This is a genomic window from Phaeacidiphilus oryzae TH49 (assembly GCF_000744815.1).
Taxonomy (GTDB): Bacteria; Actinomycetota; Actinomycetes; order Streptomycetales; family Streptomycetaceae; genus Phaeacidiphilus; species Phaeacidiphilus oryzae.
The window spans coordinates 1,006,168-1,022,372 of record NZ_JQMQ01000005.1 but is presented as its reverse complement, the minus strand read 5'-3'; the positions used below and the strand labels follow the sequence as shown (position 1 = coordinate 1,022,372).

Here is a 16,205-nt window from a genome sequence, read left to right as displayed (position 1 = left end):
GTTGTTTTACTCGCGCCTCCGAGGGTGCCCGTTTCCCTTCCCGGAGTCAACCGGATGGTTTAATTCACTCATGGCCTATGACGCGGAGGACACCCGGCGGCGGATCTTCGAGGCCGCCGCCGCCGAGTTCGCCGAGCACGGCCTGGCGGGCGCCCGGGTGGAGCGGATCGCGACCGCCGCCCGGGCCAACAAGCAGGCGATCTACCTCTACTTCGGCGGCAAGGAGCAGCTCTTCGCGGCCGTCCTCCGGGCGAAGATGGCGGAGGTCCAGGTCTCCGTCTCGGTCGACCCGGACGCCGTGGCCGAGTCGGTCGGCCAGCTCTTCGACTGGTATCAGGAGCACCCGGAGCTGATCAGGCTGCTGCTCTGGGAGGCGCTCGAGGCCGGCGGCGGCCTCGGCGAGGGCGAGGAGGAGCGCCGCGGCGCCTTCCGCGAGAAGGTCCGGCACCTGGTGGACGGCGGGGTGGGCGAAGGCCTCCCGGAGGAGCGGCGGGTCCGCGCGGGGCAGGATCTCCTCTTCACCCTGATGGGCCTGATCGCCTGGAACTTCGCGGTGCCCGGCATGTGCCGGATGATGCTGGACGAGGAGACCGAGCGGGCGGCGCTGGCCCGCCGCCGCGAGACGGTGATCCGTACTGCCCGCGCCCTCGCCGCCGGCGCGGCCTGATCCTTCCCTTCCCGGCACTGCCCTGCCCGCTTCGGCTTCCGCTGACCGCCCTTATCGTTGTTGCATGAATTTTCTTTGCTCCGTATAGTCATGCTGGTACGGAGGAGGAGATCAGGGCATGGCTTATCGGGCGGCAGTGGCCGGGGCGAGCGGGTACGCGGGCGGCGAGGTGCTGCGGCTGCTGCTCCAGCATCCGGAGATCGAGATCGGAGCGGTGACCGCGGGATCGAACGCCGGGTCCCGCCTGGGCGCGCTCCAGCCGCATCTGGCGCCGCTCGCCGACCGGATCCTCGGCGAGACCACCGCCGAGACGCTGGCCGGCCACGACGTGGTCTTCCTGGCGCTGCCGCACGGGCAGTCCGCCGCCGTCGCCGAACAACTCGGCCCGGATGTGCTGGTGGTGGACTGCGGGGCGGACTTCCGCCTGGAGGACCCGGCCGCCTGGGAGCGGTTCTACGGCTCCGCCCACGCCGGCACCTGGCCGTACGGGCTGCCCGAGCTGCCCGGGGCGCGCGAGCGGCTGGCCGGCAGCAGGCGGATCGCCGTGCCCGGCTGCTACCCGACGGCCGTCAGCCTGGCCCTCTTCCCGGCCTACGCGGCCGGGCTCGCCGAGCCGCAGGCCGTCGTGGTGGCCGCCTCCGGCACCTCCGGCGCCGGCAAGTCGGCCAAGCCGCACCTGCTGGGCAGCGAGGTGATGGGGTCGATGAGCCCGTACGGCGTCGGCGGGGTGCACCGGCACACCCCGGAGATGCAGCAGAACCTCTCCGCCGTGGCCGGGGAGCCGGTCGCGGTCTCCTTCACCCCCACCCTGGCGCCGATGCCGCGCGGCATCCTCGCCACCTGTTCGGCCCAGGCGCGCCCCGGCACCACCGCGGAAAGCCTCCGCGCCGCGTACCAGAAGGTCTACGGGGACGAGGAGTTCGTCAGCCTGCTGCCCGAGGGGCAGTGGCCGGCGACCGCCGCCGTCTACGGCGCCAACACCGTCCAGGTGCAGGTCGCCCTGGACGAGTCGGTCGGCCGGATCATCGTGATCAGCGCCATCGACAACCTGACCAAGGGCACCGCCGGCGGGGCGGTGCAGAGCATGAACCTGGCCCTGGGGCTGCCCGAGGGCCTCGGCCTCCCGAAGATCGGAGTCGCACCGTGAGCGAGCCCAGCGCCGATACCCAGAGCGCGGACAGCAGCGCAGCAGAGCAGGCCGCCGGGGTCGGCGTCACCGCCGCTCGCGGGTTCCGCGCCGCCGGAGTGGCCGCCGGGCTCAAGGAGTCCGGGGCCCCGGACCTCGCCCTGGTGGTCAACGACGGCCCGCTGCACGCCGCGGCCGGGGTCTTCACCTCCAACCGGGTGCAGGCCGCCCCGGTGAAGTGGTCCCAGCAGGTGCTGAAGACCGGCGAGTTGGCGGCCGTGGTGCTCAACTCCGGTGGCGCCAACGCCTGTACGGGCGCGCCGGGCTTCCAGGACACCCACGCCACCGCCGAGAAGACCGCCGAGGCGCTCGGCGTCGGCGCGGCCGAGGTGGCCGTCTGCTCCACCGGGTTGATCGGCGTCCGGCTGCCGATGGACAGGCTGCAGCCCGGCGTCGACGCGGCGGTCGCCGAGCTGTCCGAGGACGGGGGCGACGCGGCGGCGATCGCCATCAAGACCACCGACACCGTGCAGAAGACCGCCGTGGTGCGCGGTGAGGGCTGGACCGTCGGCGGGATGGCCAAGGGCGCCGGGATGCTCGCCCCGGGCCTGGCCACCATGCTGGTGGTGCTCACCACGGACGCCTGCGTCGAGGGCCCCGAGCTGGACGGCTTCCTCCGCGCCGCCACCCGCACCACCTTCGACCGGGTGGACTCGGACGGCTGCATGTCGACCAACGACACCGTGCTGCTGATGGCCTCCGGCGCCTCCGGGGTGGTCCCGGACACCGGCTCTTTCGCCGACGCCGTCACCGCTGTCTGCGCCGACCTGGCCCGCCAGCTGATCGGCGACGCCGAGGGCGCGTCCAAGGACATCCGGATCGACATCGTGAACGCGGCCACCGAGGACGAGGCGGTCACCGTCGCCCGTTCGATCGCCCGCAACAACCTGCTGAAGTGCGCCATCCACGGCGAGGACCCCAACTGGGGCCGGGTGCTCTCGGCGATCGGCACCACGGACGCCGCCTTCGACCCGGACGCGCTGGACGTGGCGATCAACGGGGTCTGGGTCTGCAAGGGCGGCTCGGTCGGCGAGGACCGGGAGCTGGTCGACATGTCCGGCCGGGAGGTCGTGATCACCGCCGACCTCCACGCCGGCACCGCCGGGGCCACCGTCTGGACCAACGACCTGACGGCCGACTACGTCCACGAGAACAGCGCGTACTCGTCCTGAGGCCGCCGGCACACACGTTTTGAGGGTTTGAGGGAGCGTCGGAGAACGTGAACACCGAGCCGGCCGGAGCCGGCGCCCGGAACCATACCGCCCTGCCCAAGGCGCGCACGCTGATCGAGGCGCTGCCCTGGCTGGAGCGCTTCCACGGCAAGACCGTGGTGATCAAGTTCGGCGGCAACGCCATGGTGGACGAGGCCCTGCAGGCCGCGTTCGCCCAGGACGTGGTCTTCCTGCGGTACGCCGGGCTGCGCCCGGTCGTGGTGCACGGCGGGGGCCCGCAGATCAACGCCCACCTGGAGAGGCTCGGCCTGGAGACCAGCCGGGTCGCCGGCCTGCGGGTCACCACCCCGGAGACCATGGACGTGGTCCGGATGGTGCTGGCCGGCCAGGTCCAGCGTGAGCTGGTCGGGCTGCTCAACGCGCACGGCCCGTTCGCCGTCGGGATGACCGGCGAGGACGCCCACACCATGACCGCGGTCAAGCACTTCGCCACGGTGGACGGCGAGCGGGTGGACATCGGCCTGGTCGGCGAGGTGGACAAGGTCGACCCGGGGGCGGTCAACGCCCTGCTGGAGGACGGCCGGATCCCGGTGATCTCCTCGATCGCGCGGGCCGACGACGGGCACGTCTACAACATCAACGCGGACACCGCGGCCGCCGCGCTGGCGGTCGCCCTCGGCGCCGAGAAGCTGGTCGTCCTCACCGACGTGGAGGGCCTCTACGCGGACTGGCCGGCCAGCGACGACGTGATCAGCCGGCTCAGCGCGAGCGAGCTGGAGGAGCTGCTGCCCGGGCTGGCCAGCGGGATGGTCCCGAAGATGGAGGGCTGCCTCCGCGCCGTCCGCGAGGGCGTCCGCACCGCGCACGTGCTGGACGGCCGGGTGCCGCACGCGCTGCTGCTGGAGGTCTTCACGGACGAGGGCATCGGCACCATGGTCGTCCCGGACGAAGAGCCGCTGGAATCGAAGAAGCTGCTGGGGGAGTAGGACGATGACGGGCAATCAGGAACTCACGCAGCGCTGGCAGCAGTCGCTGATGAACAACTACGGCACCCCGCGGATCCCGCTGGCCAGGGGCGAGGGCGCGCACGTCTGGGACGCCGACGGCAAGCGGTACACCGACCTGGTCGCCGGGATCGCGGTCAACGCGCTGGGCCACGGCCACCCGGCGGTGGTGGGGGCGGTCACCGAGCAGATCAACACCCTCGGCCACGTCTCCAACCTGTTCATCGCCGAGCCGCCGGTGCGGCTCTCCGAGCGGCTGCTGGAGCTGTTCGGCCGCCCGGGCCGGGTCTTCTTCTGCAACTCCGGTGCCGAGGCCAACGAGGGGGCGTTCAAGATCGGCCGGCTGACCGGGCGCCGGCACATGGTCGCCACCACCGGCGGCTTCCACGGCCGGACCATGGGCGCCCTGTCGCTGACCGGCCAGCCCGGCAAGCAGGACGGCTTCGCCCCGCTGCCCGGGGACGTCGAGTTCGTCCCGTACGGGGACGTGGAGGCGCTGCGGGCGGCGGTGACCGAGGAGACCGCGTTCTTCATCGTCGAGCCGGTGCAGGGCGAGAACGGGGCGGTCCCCGCCCCGGACGGCTATCTGGAGGCGGCCCGGGAGATCACCCGGGCCAAGGGCGCCCTGCTGGTCGTCGACGAGGTGCAGACCGGGATCGGCCGGACCGGCCACTGGTTCGCCCACCAGGCGGCGGGCATCGAGCCGGATGTGGTCACCCTGGCCAAGGGCCTCGGCGGCGGGCTGCCGATCGGCGCCACGGTCGCCTTCGGGGCCGCCGCCGAACTGCTCCAGCCGGGGCAGCACGGCACCACCTTCGGGGGAAACCCGGTCTGCTGCGCGGCCGGGCTCGCGGTCCTCGACACCATCGCCCAGGACGGGCTGCTGGACCACGTCAAGCGGGTCGGCGAGCGGCTGCGCTCCGGGATCGAGTCGATCGGGGATCCGCTGGTCGCCCGGGTGCGCGGGACGGGGCTGCTGCTGGGTATCGTTCTCACCGAACCCCTCGCGCCCCAGGTGCAGGCCGCCGCCCAGCGGGCCGGCTTCCTGGTCAACGCCACCGGGCCGGATCTGGTCCGGCTGGTGCCGCCGCTGACCCTCCCCGAGGTGGACGCGGACGCGTTCCTCGCGGTGCTGCCGGGAATCCTCCGCTCGGTGCGGGAAGCGGGGGCCTGAGCCGGCCGCCCGCCGGGCCCGCCGTCGCACCGCCCGCCCGCCGATCCCTCCAGAGGAGCCCGATGACCGAGCCCCACCCGCACGCCCAGGTCCCGCAGACGCGTACCGCGCGCCACCGCCGGATCGTGGAGCTGCTGACCCGTCAGCCCGTCCGCTCGCAGAGCCAGTTGGCGAAGCTGCTGGCGGACGACGGGCTGACGGTCACCCAGGCCACCCTCTCCCGGGACCTGGACGAGCTGGGCGCGGTCAAGATCCGGGACAACGACGGCGCGCTGATCTACGCCGTCCCCGGCGAGGGCGGCGACCGGACGCCGCGGGCGCCGCTGGGGGAGTCGGCGACGGAGGCGCGGATGGCGCGGCTGGCGGGCGAGCTGCTGGTCTCCGCGACGCCGTCGGCGAACCTGGTCGTGCTGCGGACGCCGCCGGGGGCCGCGCAGTTCCTGGCCTCGGCGATCGACGCGGCGGAGGTGGAGGAGATCATCGGCACCATCGCCGGAGACGACACCGTCCTCCTCATCTCCCGCGACCCGGACGGCGGCGACGCGCTGGCCGCCCATCTCATGCTGCTGGCCCAGACGAAGCGCTTGTAGCGCCGCGGCCGCCGCGCCCGCCAGGGGCCCCGGGAACCGCGCGGCCGGCGCCGCACTCCGCACTCCGCCTGCGGCGCCGGCGCGATCGGGGAGCGGTCAGTCCGCCGCGGGCCGCTTGGCGGGGTCGCCGTCGGTCCGCATCCGGGCGATCGAGTAGACCGCACCGGCCAGCGCCAGGTCGGAGAGGAGCATGAAGCCGATCGCGTACGAGCTCTTGGCGCTGTAGATGGCGCCCATCACCAGCGGCGGCACGAAGCCGCCGAGGCCGCCGACGGCGCCGACGATGCCGGTCACCGAGCCCACCTGCTGGACCGGCGTCACCCGGGAGACCAGCGCGAAGACCGAGCCGGAGGTGCAGCCCAGGCCGGCCGCCATGCACAGCAGGAAGACCGTGCCGCCGGGGTAGAGGTGCGGGTCGAAGGACTGCAGCACCGCCATGGTCCCGGCGAACGCCAGCGCCGCGCAGCTCACCACGGCCGGGTGGACGCGGTCCGAGAGCCAGCCGCCGAAGGGCCGGAAGATCACTGTGACCAGCGCGAACCCGGCGGCCTTGGTGCCCGCGTCGGTGGGGCTGAGGTGGTACCAGGTCTTGAGGTACGTCGGCAGGTAGACGCCGAAGGCGACCACGCCGCCGAAACCGATCGCGTACAGCGCGGACAGTTCCCAGGTGACCCGGATCCGGCCGGCCGCGGCCAGCCGGGCGCCCAGCGGCTTGGTCGGCATCACCCGGTCCGGGTTGTCCCGGATCAGCAGCACGGCGAGGACGCAGAACGCCGCGATGGCGCAGGCCACCACGATGTAGGGGAGGTTGACGCCGTCCTTGTACAGCCGGGGGCTGAAGTAGCCGGAGAGGGCCGTACCGCCCATGCCCATCCCGAAGACGCCCAGCGCGAAGCCGCGCTTCGCCGGCGGGAACCAGGAGTTGACCAGAGGGATGCCGATGGCGAAGGTGGTGCCGCCCAGGCCGAGGACGAAGCCGACCAGGCAGAGCGCCCAGTAGGAGTGGGCGGCCGGGATCAGCAGCAGCACCGGAATGATGGTCAGCGCGCTGACCAGCGGGAACATCACCCGGGCACCCAGCTTGTCGGTGAGCGCGCCGACCGGGACCCGGCCCAGCGAGCCGACCAGCACCGGAATGGCCACCAGCACCGACTGGGCGAAGGAGCTGAAGCCCAGCCTGCTCTGGAAGTCGCCGGCCAGCGGCGCGATCAGGTTCCAGGCCCAGAAGGTGAGCGCGAAGCCGACGGTGGCCACCACCAGGTTGATGTAGGCCGCGGCCGGCACCCGCTCGCCCGGCCGGTGCCGCCCGCCGGACATGGCCCCTCCGCGGGCGGTGACCGAGGCCGGGGCGTTCTCGCTGGTGGGAGTGACCGGTGGGGCGGTCGGCCGGCCGGCGGGGGTGTCCGTGCGGTGTTCCGGAGACTCGGTCGACACCTGGGACCTCCGTTTCCAGGGCTGCTTGGTATCCCCATGACGCTATGAGTGCACCGTCTCGGCCTGCTGTGCAGCTGGGGCCATTCGGCTCATGTGGTTGGGCTGAACGGGCCGCTTCGCTGATCGGTTCGGCCCGGGATCCTGACGGGCGGAGGGATCGGAACGATCCTGGATGACTGGTTGTCAGCCCGGTGGGCGGGGCCCGGCCGGACCCGGTGGGGCGGCTCGCGGAACGGCCGGCCGGACGAGGAGGTGCTGTGGAGCAGCGGGTGCCAGCGGAAGGGTCCGGAGCGGGCGCATCGGCGGTGGGGGAAGCGGCGGCGGGCGGAGCGGCGGCGGGCGGAGCGCCAGGCCCGGCCACAGACGGCCCGGTGGAGGACGCCCTGCTGAAGCTGGGCTCGGCCTTCCGCCGGTCGGGGACGCGGACCGCGCCCGACCTCCGGGCGCTGTTCCGGCAGGGCGGCCGCGAGGGCGACGTCTTCTACCGGGACCGGTGGAGCCACGACAAGGTCGTGAACTCCACCCACGGGGTGAACTGCACCGGCTCCTGCCGCTGGAAGGTCTACGTCAAGGACGGGATCATCACCTGGGAGACCCAGGAGACCGACTACCCCTCGGTCGGCCCGGACCGGCCCGAGTACGAGCCGCGCGGCTGCCCGCGCGGGGCCGCCTTCTCCTGGTACACCTACTCGCCGACCCGGGTCCGCTACCCGTACGTCCGCGGCGAGCTGCTGCGGATGTTCCGGGAGGCCCGGCGGCGCCACGGCGGGGACGCCGTGGAGGCCTGGGCGGAGATCCAGGAGGATCCGCAGCGCCGCCGCTCCTACCAGCGGACCCGCGGCAAGGGCGGCCTGGTGCGGGCGAGTTGGGACGAGGCGCTGGACATCGCGGCGGCCGCGCACGTCCACACCATCAAGCGCTGGGGCCCGGACCGGATCGCCGGCTTCTCGCCGATCCCCGCGATGTCGATGGTCTCGCACGCGGCCGGGGCCCGGTTCATGTCGCTGATCGGCGGCTCCATGCTGTCCTTCTACGACTGGTACGCCGACCTGCCGGTGGCCTCCCCGCAGGTCTTCGGCGACCAGACGGACGTCCCCGAGTCGGGGGACTGGTGGGACGCGGCCTACCTGATGATGTGGGGGTCCAACGTCCCGGTCACCCGGACCCCGGACGCCCACTGGATGGCCGAGGCGCGCTACCGCGGCCAGAAGGTGGTGGCGGTCTCCCCGGACTACGCGGACAACACCAAGTTCGCCGACGAGTGGATGCACCCCCACCCCGGCACGGACGCGGCGCTGGCCATGGCGATGGGCCACGTCATCCTGCGGGAGTTCTTCACGGAGCGCCAGGTCCCCTTCTTCCAGGACTATGTGAAGCGCTACACCGACCTGCCCTTCCTGGTCACCCTGGAACCGCGGGAGGGCGGCGGCTTCACCGCCGGGAAATTCCTGCGGGCCACCGACCTCGGCGGACCCGACGCCTCGGCGGAGGGCGCGGACTGGAAGACCGTGCTGCTGGACGAGCGGACCGGCCGCCCGGTGGTGCCCAACGGCTCACTCGGCTTCCGCTGGACGGAGACGGGCAAGGGCAACTGGAACCTCGAACTCGGCGATGTGGCACCGAGGTTGAGCCTCCACGGCGCTCCCGGCGCGGAACCCGCCGAGGTGCTGCTCAACCGCTTCGACTCGGCGGACGGCTCCGGCGCGGTCCTCCGCCGGGGGGTGCCGGCCCGCCGGGTGACCCCTGGCGGACCGCTGGTGACCACCGTCTTCGACCTGCTGCTCGCCCAGTACGGGGTGGGCCGGGAGGGCCTGCCGGGCGAATGGCCGACCGGCTACCTCGATCCGCGGCAGCCCGGAACGCCCGCCTGGCAGGAGGCCATCACCTCGGTGCCGGCGGCCCAGGTGGTGCGGGTGGCCCAGGAGTTCGCGGAGACCGCGGAGAAGTCGCGGGGCCGCTGCATGATCCTGATGGGCGCCGGCACCAACCACTGGTTCCACTCCGAGACCATCTACCGCACCTTCCTCGCCCTCCTCCAGCTCACCGGCTGCCAGGGCCGCAACGGGGGCGGCTGGGCGCACTACGTCGGCCAGGAGAAGTGCCGTCCGGTGACCGGCTGGGCCACCCTGGCCGCCGCCCTGGACTGGTCCCGCCCGCCGCGCCAGGCGATCGGCACCGGCTACTGGTTCCTCCACACCGACCAGTGGCGCTACGACCAGTTCTCCGCGGACGCCCTGGCCGGGGCGCTCGGCAGCGGCCGCTGGTCCGGGATGGCCGCCGCGGACGTGCTGGCCCAGGCCACCCGGATGGGCTGGATGCCCTCCTACCCGACCTTCGACCGCAACCCGCTGGACCTCGCCGACGAGGCGCTGGCCGCCTCCAGGGAGAACCCGGGCGGCCATGTGGTCGGCGAACTCGCCGCTGGACGGCTGGGGTTCGCCGGCGAGGACCCGGACGCGTCGGAGAACTGGCCGCGGGTGCTCACCTGCTGGCGGGCCAATCTGCTGGGCTCCTCCGCCAAGGGCGCCGAGTACTTCCAGCGCCATCTGCTGGGCACCGAGAGCGCGGTGACGGCCCGGGAGACCCCGGAGGAGCTGCGGCCGAGGGACGTCCGCTGGCGGCCGGAGGCCCCCGAGGGCAAGCTCGACCTGCTGGTCTCGGTGGACTTCCGGATGACCTCCACCACCCTGATGTCGGACGTCGTCTTCCCGGCCGCCACCTGGTACGAGAAGAACGACCTCTCCAGCACCGACATGCACCCGTACGTCCACGCCTTCTCCCCGGCGGTCGACCCGCCCTGGCAGGCCCGTTCGGACTTCGACTACTTCCACGGACTGGCCCGCCGGTTCAGCGAGTTCGCCCGCACCCACCTCGGCGTCCGGCAGGACCTGGTGGCCTCGCCGCTGCAGCACGACACCCCCGCCGAGACCGCCCAGCCGGGCGGGAGGGCGCTGGACTGGAAGCTCGGCCAGTGCCCGCCCGTGCCCGGGAAGACGATGCCGGCGCTGACCGTCGTCGAGCGCGACTACCCGGCGGTGGCGGCCAAGATGGCGGCCCTCGGCCCGCTGGTGGAGAAGCTCGGACTGCCCGCCAAGGGCATCGCGCTGCGGCCCGACGAGGAGGTCGGCTATCTGCGCAAGAAGAACGGGACGGTGACCGCCGGTCCGGCGCAGGGGCGGCCGGCCCTGGACACCGCGGTGAAGTGGTGCGACACCATCCTGGCGCTGGCCGGGACCACCAACGGCCGGCTCGCCGTGCAGGGCTTCGAGACCCAGCGCGAGCGGACCGGGGTGGACATGGTGCACCTGGCCGCCGAGCACGAGGGCAAGCGGGTCTCGTACGCGGACACGGTGGCCCGGCCGGTGCCGGTGATCACCAGTCCGGAGTGGTCCGGCAGCGAGGCCGGCGGCCGCCGCTACACCGCGTTCACCCAGAACACCGAACACCTCAAGCCCTGGCACACCCTGACGGGCCGTCAGCACTTCTTCGTGGACCACGACTGGATGCACGAGCTGGGCGAGGCGCTGCCGGTCTACCGGCCGCCGCTGGACATCCACCGGCTCTTCGGCGAGCCCAGGCTCGGCCCGGACGGCCAGCGGGAGGTGACGGTCCGCTACCTCACCCCGCACAACAAGTGGTCGATCCACTCCGAGTACCAGGACAACCTCTTCATGCTCTCGCTCTCCCGCGGCGGCCAGACCATCTGGATGTCCCCGCAGGACGCCGAGGCGATCGGGGTCGCCGACAACGACTGGGTGGAGGCGGTCAACCGGAACGGCGCGGTCTCCGCCCGGGCGGTGGTCTCGCAGCGGATGCCGGCCGGCACCGTCTACATGCACCACGCCCAGGACCGGACGGTCGGCGTGCCCAAGTCGGAGACCACCGGGAAGCGCGGGGGGATCCACAACTCGCTCACCCGGCTGCTGCTCAAGCCGAGCCATCTGATCGGCGGCTACGGGCAGTTGAGCTGGGCCTTCAACTACCTCGGCCCGACCGGCAACCAGCGCGACGAGGTCACCGTGATCCGCCGCCGCACGCAGGCGGTCCGCTACTGATGGAGGGCGACGAATGAAGGTCATGGCGCAGATCGCCATGGTGATGAACCTGGACAAGTGCATCGGCTGCCACACCTGCTCGGTCACCTGCAAGCAGACCTGGACCAACCGCGCCGGGGTCGAGTACGCCTGGTTCAACAACGTCGAGACCCGCCCCGGCCAGGGCTATCCGCGCCGCTACGAGGACCAGGAGCAGTGGCGCGGCGGCTGGGAGCTGAACAGGCGCGGCCGGCTCAGGCTCAAGGCCGGCGGCCGGATCCGCAAGCTCTCCACCATCTTCTCCAACCCCGTCCTCCCCACCATCCAGGACTACTACGAGCCCTGGACCTACGACTACTCCGACCTCACCGAGGCCCCGGCCGGGGACGACTTCCCGACCGCCCGGCCGCGGTCGCTGATCACCGGCAAGCCGACCGAGATCACCTGGAGCGCCAACTGGGACGACAACCTCGGCGGGATGCCCGAGCACGCCCAGAAGGACGTGCTGGCCGCGAAGTTGAGGGACGAGCTCGGCAAGGAGATCGCCGGCCGGTTCGAGCAGACCTTCATGTTCTACCTGCCGAGGATCTGCGAGCACTGCCTCAACCCGTCCTGCGTGGCCAGCTGCCCGTCCGGGGCGATGTACAAGCGGGCCGAGGACGGCATCGTCCTGGTGGACCAGGACCACTGCCGCGGCTGGCGGATGTGCGTCACCGGCTGCCCGTACAAGAAGGTGTACTTCAACCACCGCACCGGCAAGGCGGAGAAGTGCACCATGTGCTACCCGCGGGTCGAGGTCGGGCTGCCCACGGTCTGCTCGGAGACCTGCGTCGGGCGGCTGCGCTACCTCGGCGTGATGCTCTACGACGAGGAGGCGGTCGCCCGGGCGGCCAGTGTCCAGGACGAGAAGCGGCTCTACCAGGCGCAGTTGGAGGTCTTCCTCGACCCGGAGGACCCGCGGGTGCGGAGGGAGGCGGAGCGGGCCGGGATCGCCCACGAGTGGATCGAGGCCGCCCGGCGCTCCCCGGTCAAGGACCTGATCCTCCGGCACCGGGTCGCCCTGCCGCTGCATCCGGAGTACCGGACCATGCCGATGGTCTGGTACATCCCGCCGCTCTCGCCGGTCGTCGAGGCGCTGGCCAGGACCGGGCACGACGGCGAGGACCACCGGAACCTCTTCCGTGCCATCGACGCGCTGCGGATCCCCGTCGAGTACCTGGCCGAGCTGTTCACCGCGGGGGACCCGGAGCCGGTGCGCGGGGTGCTGGAGCGGCTCGCGGCCATGCGGTCCTTCATGCGGGCGATCAACCTCGGCCAGGAGCCGGACCCCTCGATCGCCGACTCGGTGGGGATGGAGCCGGAGGAGATCGAGGCGATGTTCCGGCTGCTCGCCGTCGCCAAGTACGAGGACCGGTACGTGATCCCGACGGCGGCCGCGCAGGAGGCCGCCTCGCTGGAGGAGTCCGCGATCGGCGGCTGCAGCCTGGACTACGAGGGCGGCCCCGGAATGGCCGGCGGCCCCTTCGGCGAGGCCTCCGGCACGCCGACGCCGGCCGCGGTGGAGAACTTCCACGTCCTCAAGGACCGGCAGACGGCGGACGCGCCGGCCGGCGCCGGCCGCCGGGTCAACCTGCTGAACTGGGACGGGAACGGGCGCCCGCCGGGGCTCTTCCCGGAACGCGCCCCCGCGCCCGGCCAGCGGGGGGCGGCCGGCCCCGACGGTGCCACCCGAACCGACGACGGGACCGGGCCTGCGGCAGGGGCCGGCGGCTCGGGAACGGGGGCGTCTCGATGACGGATCGTCAGCGGGGCGGCGGCGACTGGGGAACGGCGCTGAGCGGCTACGGCGCCCTCGGCGGCGACGGCGAGCCGGAGGCGATGGAGCGGGCGGCGGCGGGACCGCTGGCGGGGGAACCGGAGGCGGGTGTTCCGGTGGCAGGAGACCCGTCGGGCGGCCCGCCGACCGGCGCCCGTGGGGCGCGCCTCGTCGCCCCAGCCCGCGGACTGCGCCGGCTGCTGCTGCGGGCCCGGGGCGAGGCACCGCCGAGCGAGGCGACCCGGCTCGCCTGGTGCGTGATCGGCTGGGCGCTGCGCTACCCGGACGAGTCGCTCCGGGAGCGGATCCCCGCCGCCCGCGCATTGGTCGACGGCCTGGCCGCCGGGCCGCCCGGGGTCGCCGTCGCACTGGCGGAGTTCCTCGACCACCTGGCCGGGGAGGACGACTATGCCCTGGCCGAGCACTACGTGGCCGTCTTCGACCGCCGCAACCGCCACTCGCTCCACCTCAGCTGGTGGACCGACGGCGACACCCGCCGGCGCGGGGCGGGGCTGGTCCGCTTCCGGCAGCTCTACCGCGCCTACGGCCTCGTCCAGCGGGAGGACGGGGAACTGCCGGACTTCCTGCCCGTGGTCCTGGAGTTCGCCGCCGCCCACCCCGAGGCAGGGGTGCGCCTCCTCGCCGAGCACCACCGCGCCCTGCGCGAGCTCACCGCCGCGCTCCACCGGGCCCGTACACCGTACGCCCGGCTGCTGGACGCCCTGCTGGCGACGGTGCCGGCGGAGGCTCGCCAGACCCCTGTGACCGCCGCTCCCCTCGGAGGGCCGAGGCCGTGACCTTTCCCAACATCCTCCTCTGGGCCGTGCTGCCGTATCTGGCGCTGATCTCGCTGATCGCCGGGACCGCCTGGCGGCATAAGTACGACAAGTTCGGCTGGACCACCCGCTCCTCGGAGCTCTACGAGCGGCGGCTGCTGCGCTACGCCAGCCCGATCTTCCACTACGGCTTCCTCGGCGTGATCGCCGGGCACCTCCTCGGGCTGCTCGTTCCGGAGTCCTGGACCCGGTGGTGCGGGCTGACCGAGTTCGGCTACCACGTGCTGGCGATCGCCCTCGGCGTGCCCGCCGGGCTCGCCGCGCTCGGCGGTCTCGCGCTGCTGCTCTACCGGCGCCGGACCACCGGCCCGGTCTTCCTGGCCACCACCAGGAACGACAAGGCGATGTACGTGGTGCTGGCCGGCTCGCTGGCGCTGGGACTGAGCGCCACGCTGTGGAACTGGGCGGTGGGCGGCTACGACTACCGGGTGGTGGTCTCGCCGTGGTTCCGCTCGCTCTTCTACCTCCAGCCCAAGCTGGGGCTGATGGGCAGCGCCCCGGCGATCTACCGCTGGCACGTCGGCATCGGCCTGCTGCTGATCGGCGTCTTCCCGTACACCCGCCTCGTCCACGCCTTCGCGGTGCCGGTGCAGTACCTCTTCCGCCCCTACCTGGTGTACCGGAGCCGGAGGCCGCTGGGGGAGGAGGAGCGGCCGCCGCGCCGGGGGTGGGAGCCGGTCGGCCCGGCCCGCTGAGCGGCCGGCGGGAACCGGGTTTGAAATTAATACGGCATGCTGCATACTTATGCCTCATCGGTTCCCGCCGTACCCGTGCACCGTGAGGAGCAGCAAGGTGAGCACCCCGCAGAAGTCCCATGCCGCCGGTGACGTCCGCCTCTGGGGCGGCCGCTTCGCCGACGGGCCGTCGGAGGCGCTCGCCGCCCTCTCGGCCTCGGTGCACTTCGACTGGCGGCTGGCGCCCTACGACATCGCGGGCTCCCGCGCCCACGCCAGGGTGCTCCACAAGGCCGGGCTGCTCACCGACGAGGAGCTGGAGCGGATGCTGGCCGGTCTCGACCGGCTGCTGGCCGACGTGGAGTCCGGCGACTTCGTGGGCACGGTCGCCGACGAGGACGTCCACACCGCGCTGGAGCGCGGGCTGCTGGAGCGGCTCGGCCCGGAGCTCGGCGGAAAGCTGCGCGCCGGGCGTTCGCGGAACGACCAGATCGCCACCCTGGGCCGGATGTACCTGCGCGACCACGGGCGGACCGTCGGCCGGCTGCTGCTGGAGCTCCAGGAGGCGCTGGTCGGCCTGGCCGAGGCGCACCCGAAGGCGGCCATGCCGGGACGCACCCACCTCCAGCACGCGCAGCCGGTGCTCTTCGCCCACCACATGCTGGCGCACGTGGCCGCGCTGGGGCGGGACGCGGAGCGGCTGCGCCAGTGGGACGAGCGGACGGCCGTCTCGCCGTACGGCTCGGGCGCGCTGGCCGGTTCCTCGCTGGGGCTGGACCCGGAGGCGGTCGCGGCCGAGCTGGGCTTCGAGCGCGGCTCCTCCGGCAACTCGATCGACGGGACGGCGGCCCGGGACTACGTGGCCGAGTTCGCCTTCGTCACCGCGATGATCGGGATCGACCTCTCCCGGATCGCGGAGGAGATCATCCTCTGGAACACCAAGGAGTTCGGCTTCATCACGCTGCACGACGCGTTCTCCACGGGCTCGTCGATCATGCCGCAGAAGAAGAACCCGGACATCGCGGAGCTGGCGCGCGGCAAGTCGGGACGGCTGATCGGCAATCTGACCGGGCTGCTGGCCACGCTGAAGGCGCTGCCGCTGGCGTACAACCGTGACCTCCAGGAGGACAAGGAGCCGGTCTTCGACTCCGTCGACACCCTTGAGGTGCTGCTGCCGGCCTTCATCGGGATGATGGCGACGCTGACGGTGCACGAGGAGCGGATGGCCGAGCTCGCGCCGGCGGGCTTCTCGCTGGCCACCGACATCGCCGAGTGGCTGGTGAGGCAGGGGACGCCGTTCCGGGTGGCGCACGAGGTCGCGGGGGCGTGCGTGAAGTTCTGCGAGCCCCGGGGGCTTGAGCTGTCCGACCTGACGGACGCTCAGTTCGCCGAGATCTCGCCGCTGCTGACGCCGGAGGTGCGGTCCGTCCTCACCGTGGAGGGCGCGATCGCGTCCCGCGACGGGCGGGGCGGCACGGCGCCGGCGGCGGTGGCCCGCCAGCTGACCGAGGTCGCCGCCGATCTCGCCCGCCAGCGCGAGTGGCTCGCGGCGTAGGCCACCCCGCGATTCGCGTAGCGGATCAAGGGGCGCGGGGAACTGCGCGGCCGGGCGGCTATG

General features: G+C 72.9%; 12 protein-coding genes. 11 read left to right on the top strand and 1 reads right to left on the bottom strand.

Features of this window, described 5'->3' with window-relative positions:
• Positions 1 to 70 precede the first annotated feature (70 nt).
• The 6 genes from BS73_RS08945 (at position 71) to BS73_RS08920 (ending at position 5,793) form a co-directional block, all read left to right on the top strand.
• Positions 71 to 667: a TetR/AcrR family transcriptional regulator gene (locus tag BS73_RS08945; RefSeq protein ID WP_037570921.1), complete on the top strand. Its 597-nt coding sequence runs from the start codon at positions 71 to 73 to the stop codon at positions 665 to 667.
• 118 nt (positions 668 to 785) lie between these two features.
• Positions 786 to 1,814 carry an N-acetyl-gamma-glutamyl-phosphate reductase gene (argC, locus tag BS73_RS08940; RefSeq protein WP_037570918.1) on the top strand — a complete coding sequence of 343 codons (1,029 nt, stop codon included), beginning with the start codon at positions 786 to 788 and terminating at the stop codon, positions 1,812 to 1,814.
• Positions 1,811 to 3,025, top strand: a complete 1,215-nt coding sequence (gene argJ / locus BS73_RS08935) for a bifunctional glutamate N-acetyltransferase/amino-acid acetyltransferase ArgJ (protein WP_084703913.1) — start codon at positions 1,811 to 1,813, stop codon at positions 3,023 to 3,025. The genes argC and argJ overlap by 4 nt, the downstream gene beginning before the upstream one ends.
• 47 nt (positions 3,026 to 3,072) lie before the next feature.
• A complete protein-coding gene (argB, locus tag BS73_RS08930; RefSeq protein WP_037570917.1) occupies positions 3,073 to 4,011 on the top strand; it encodes an acetylglutamate kinase in 939 nt (312 codons plus the stop codon).
• 4 nt (positions 4,012 to 4,015) lie between these two features.
• Positions 4,016 to 5,203 (top strand): acetylornithine transaminase, encoded by a 1,188-nt coding sequence (locus BS73_RS08925; protein WP_037570915.1) that lies wholly within the window; start codon positions 4,016 to 4,018, stop codon positions 5,201 to 5,203.
• A 62-nt stretch (positions 5,204 to 5,265) separates the two neighbouring features.
• The gene (locus BS73_RS08920; RefSeq protein ID WP_037570914.1) at positions 5,266 to 5,793 is read left to right on the top strand and encodes an arginine repressor; all 528 of its coding nucleotides are present in this window, start codon (positions 5,266 to 5,268) and stop codon (positions 5,791 to 5,793) included.
• A gap of 96 nt (positions 5,794 to 5,889) precedes the next feature.
• On the opposite strand, the gene BS73_RS08915 is transcribed toward BS73_RS08920, so the two are convergent.
• Positions 5,890 to 7,110, bottom strand: coding sequence for an MFS transporter (locus BS73_RS08915; protein ID WP_037578800.1), 1,221 nt, complete (start codon positions 7,108 to 7,110; stop codon positions 5,890 to 5,892).
• A gap of 488 nt (positions 7,111 to 7,598) precedes the next feature.
• Between BS73_RS08915 and BS73_RS08910 the strand changes: the two genes are divergently transcribed.
• The 5 genes from BS73_RS08910 (at position 7,599) to argH (ending at position 16,142) form a co-directional block, all read left to right on the top strand.
• Positions 7,599 to 11,282, top strand: coding sequence for a nitrate reductase subunit alpha (locus BS73_RS08910; protein WP_037570912.1), 3,684 nt, complete (start codon positions 7,599 to 7,601; stop codon positions 11,280 to 11,282).
• Between the two features lie 13 nt (positions 11,283 to 11,295).
• On the top strand, positions 11,296 to 13,056 hold the full coding sequence (gene narH, locus BS73_RS08905) for a nitrate reductase subunit beta (RefSeq protein ID WP_084703911.1): 1,761 nt from the start codon (positions 11,296 to 11,298) through the stop codon (positions 13,054 to 13,056).
• Entirely contained in the window at positions 13,053 to 13,874 is an 822-nt protein-coding gene (gene narJ / locus BS73_RS34520) for a nitrate reductase molybdenum cofactor assembly chaperone (RefSeq protein ID WP_051939723.1), read from the top strand. Before narH ends, narJ begins: the two co-directional genes overlap by 4 nt.
• Positions 13,871 to 14,608, top strand: a complete 738-nt coding sequence (gene narI, locus BS73_RS08895; protein ID WP_037570911.1) for a respiratory nitrate reductase subunit gamma — start codon at positions 13,871 to 13,873, stop codon at positions 14,606 to 14,608. The genes narJ and narI overlap by 4 nt, the downstream gene beginning before the upstream one ends.
• Positions 14,609 to 14,705: 97 nt before the next feature.
• The gene (argH, locus tag BS73_RS08890; RefSeq protein ID WP_037570909.1) at positions 14,706 to 16,142 is read left to right on the top strand and encodes an argininosuccinate lyase; all 1,437 of its coding nucleotides are present in this window, start codon (positions 14,706 to 14,708) and stop codon (positions 16,140 to 16,142) included.
• Positions 16,143 to 16,205 lie beyond the last annotated feature (63 nt).

What these genes read in the sequence shown, in the direction of transcription:
- narH (WP_084703911.1), top strand. Translation starts at nt 11,296, where the DNA reads ATGAAGGTCATGGCGCAGATCGCCATGGTGATGAACCTGGACAAGTGC.
- BS73_RS08915 (WP_037578800.1), bottom strand. Translation starts at nt 7,110, where the DNA reads ATGTCCGGCGGGCGGCACCGGCCGGGCGAGCGGGTGCCGGCCGCGGCC.
- BS73_RS08920 (WP_037570914.1), top strand. Translation starts at nt 5,266, where the DNA reads ATGACCGAGCCCCACCCGCACGCCCAGGTCCCGCAGACGCGTACCGCG.
- narJ (WP_051939723.1), top strand. Translation starts at nt 13,053, where the DNA reads ATGACGGATCGTCAGCGGGGCGGCGGCGACTGGGGAACGGCGCTGAGC.
- BS73_RS08925 (WP_037570915.1), top strand. Translation starts at nt 4,016, where the DNA reads ATGACGGGCAATCAGGAACTCACGCAGCGCTGGCAGCAGTCGCTGATG.
- argC (WP_037570918.1), top strand. Translation starts at nt 786, where the DNA reads ATGGCTTATCGGGCGGCAGTGGCCGGGGCGAGCGGGTACGCGGGCGGC.
- BS73_RS08945 (WP_037570921.1), top strand. Translation starts at nt 71, where the DNA reads ATGGCCTATGACGCGGAGGACACCCGGCGGCGGATCTTCGAGGCCGCC.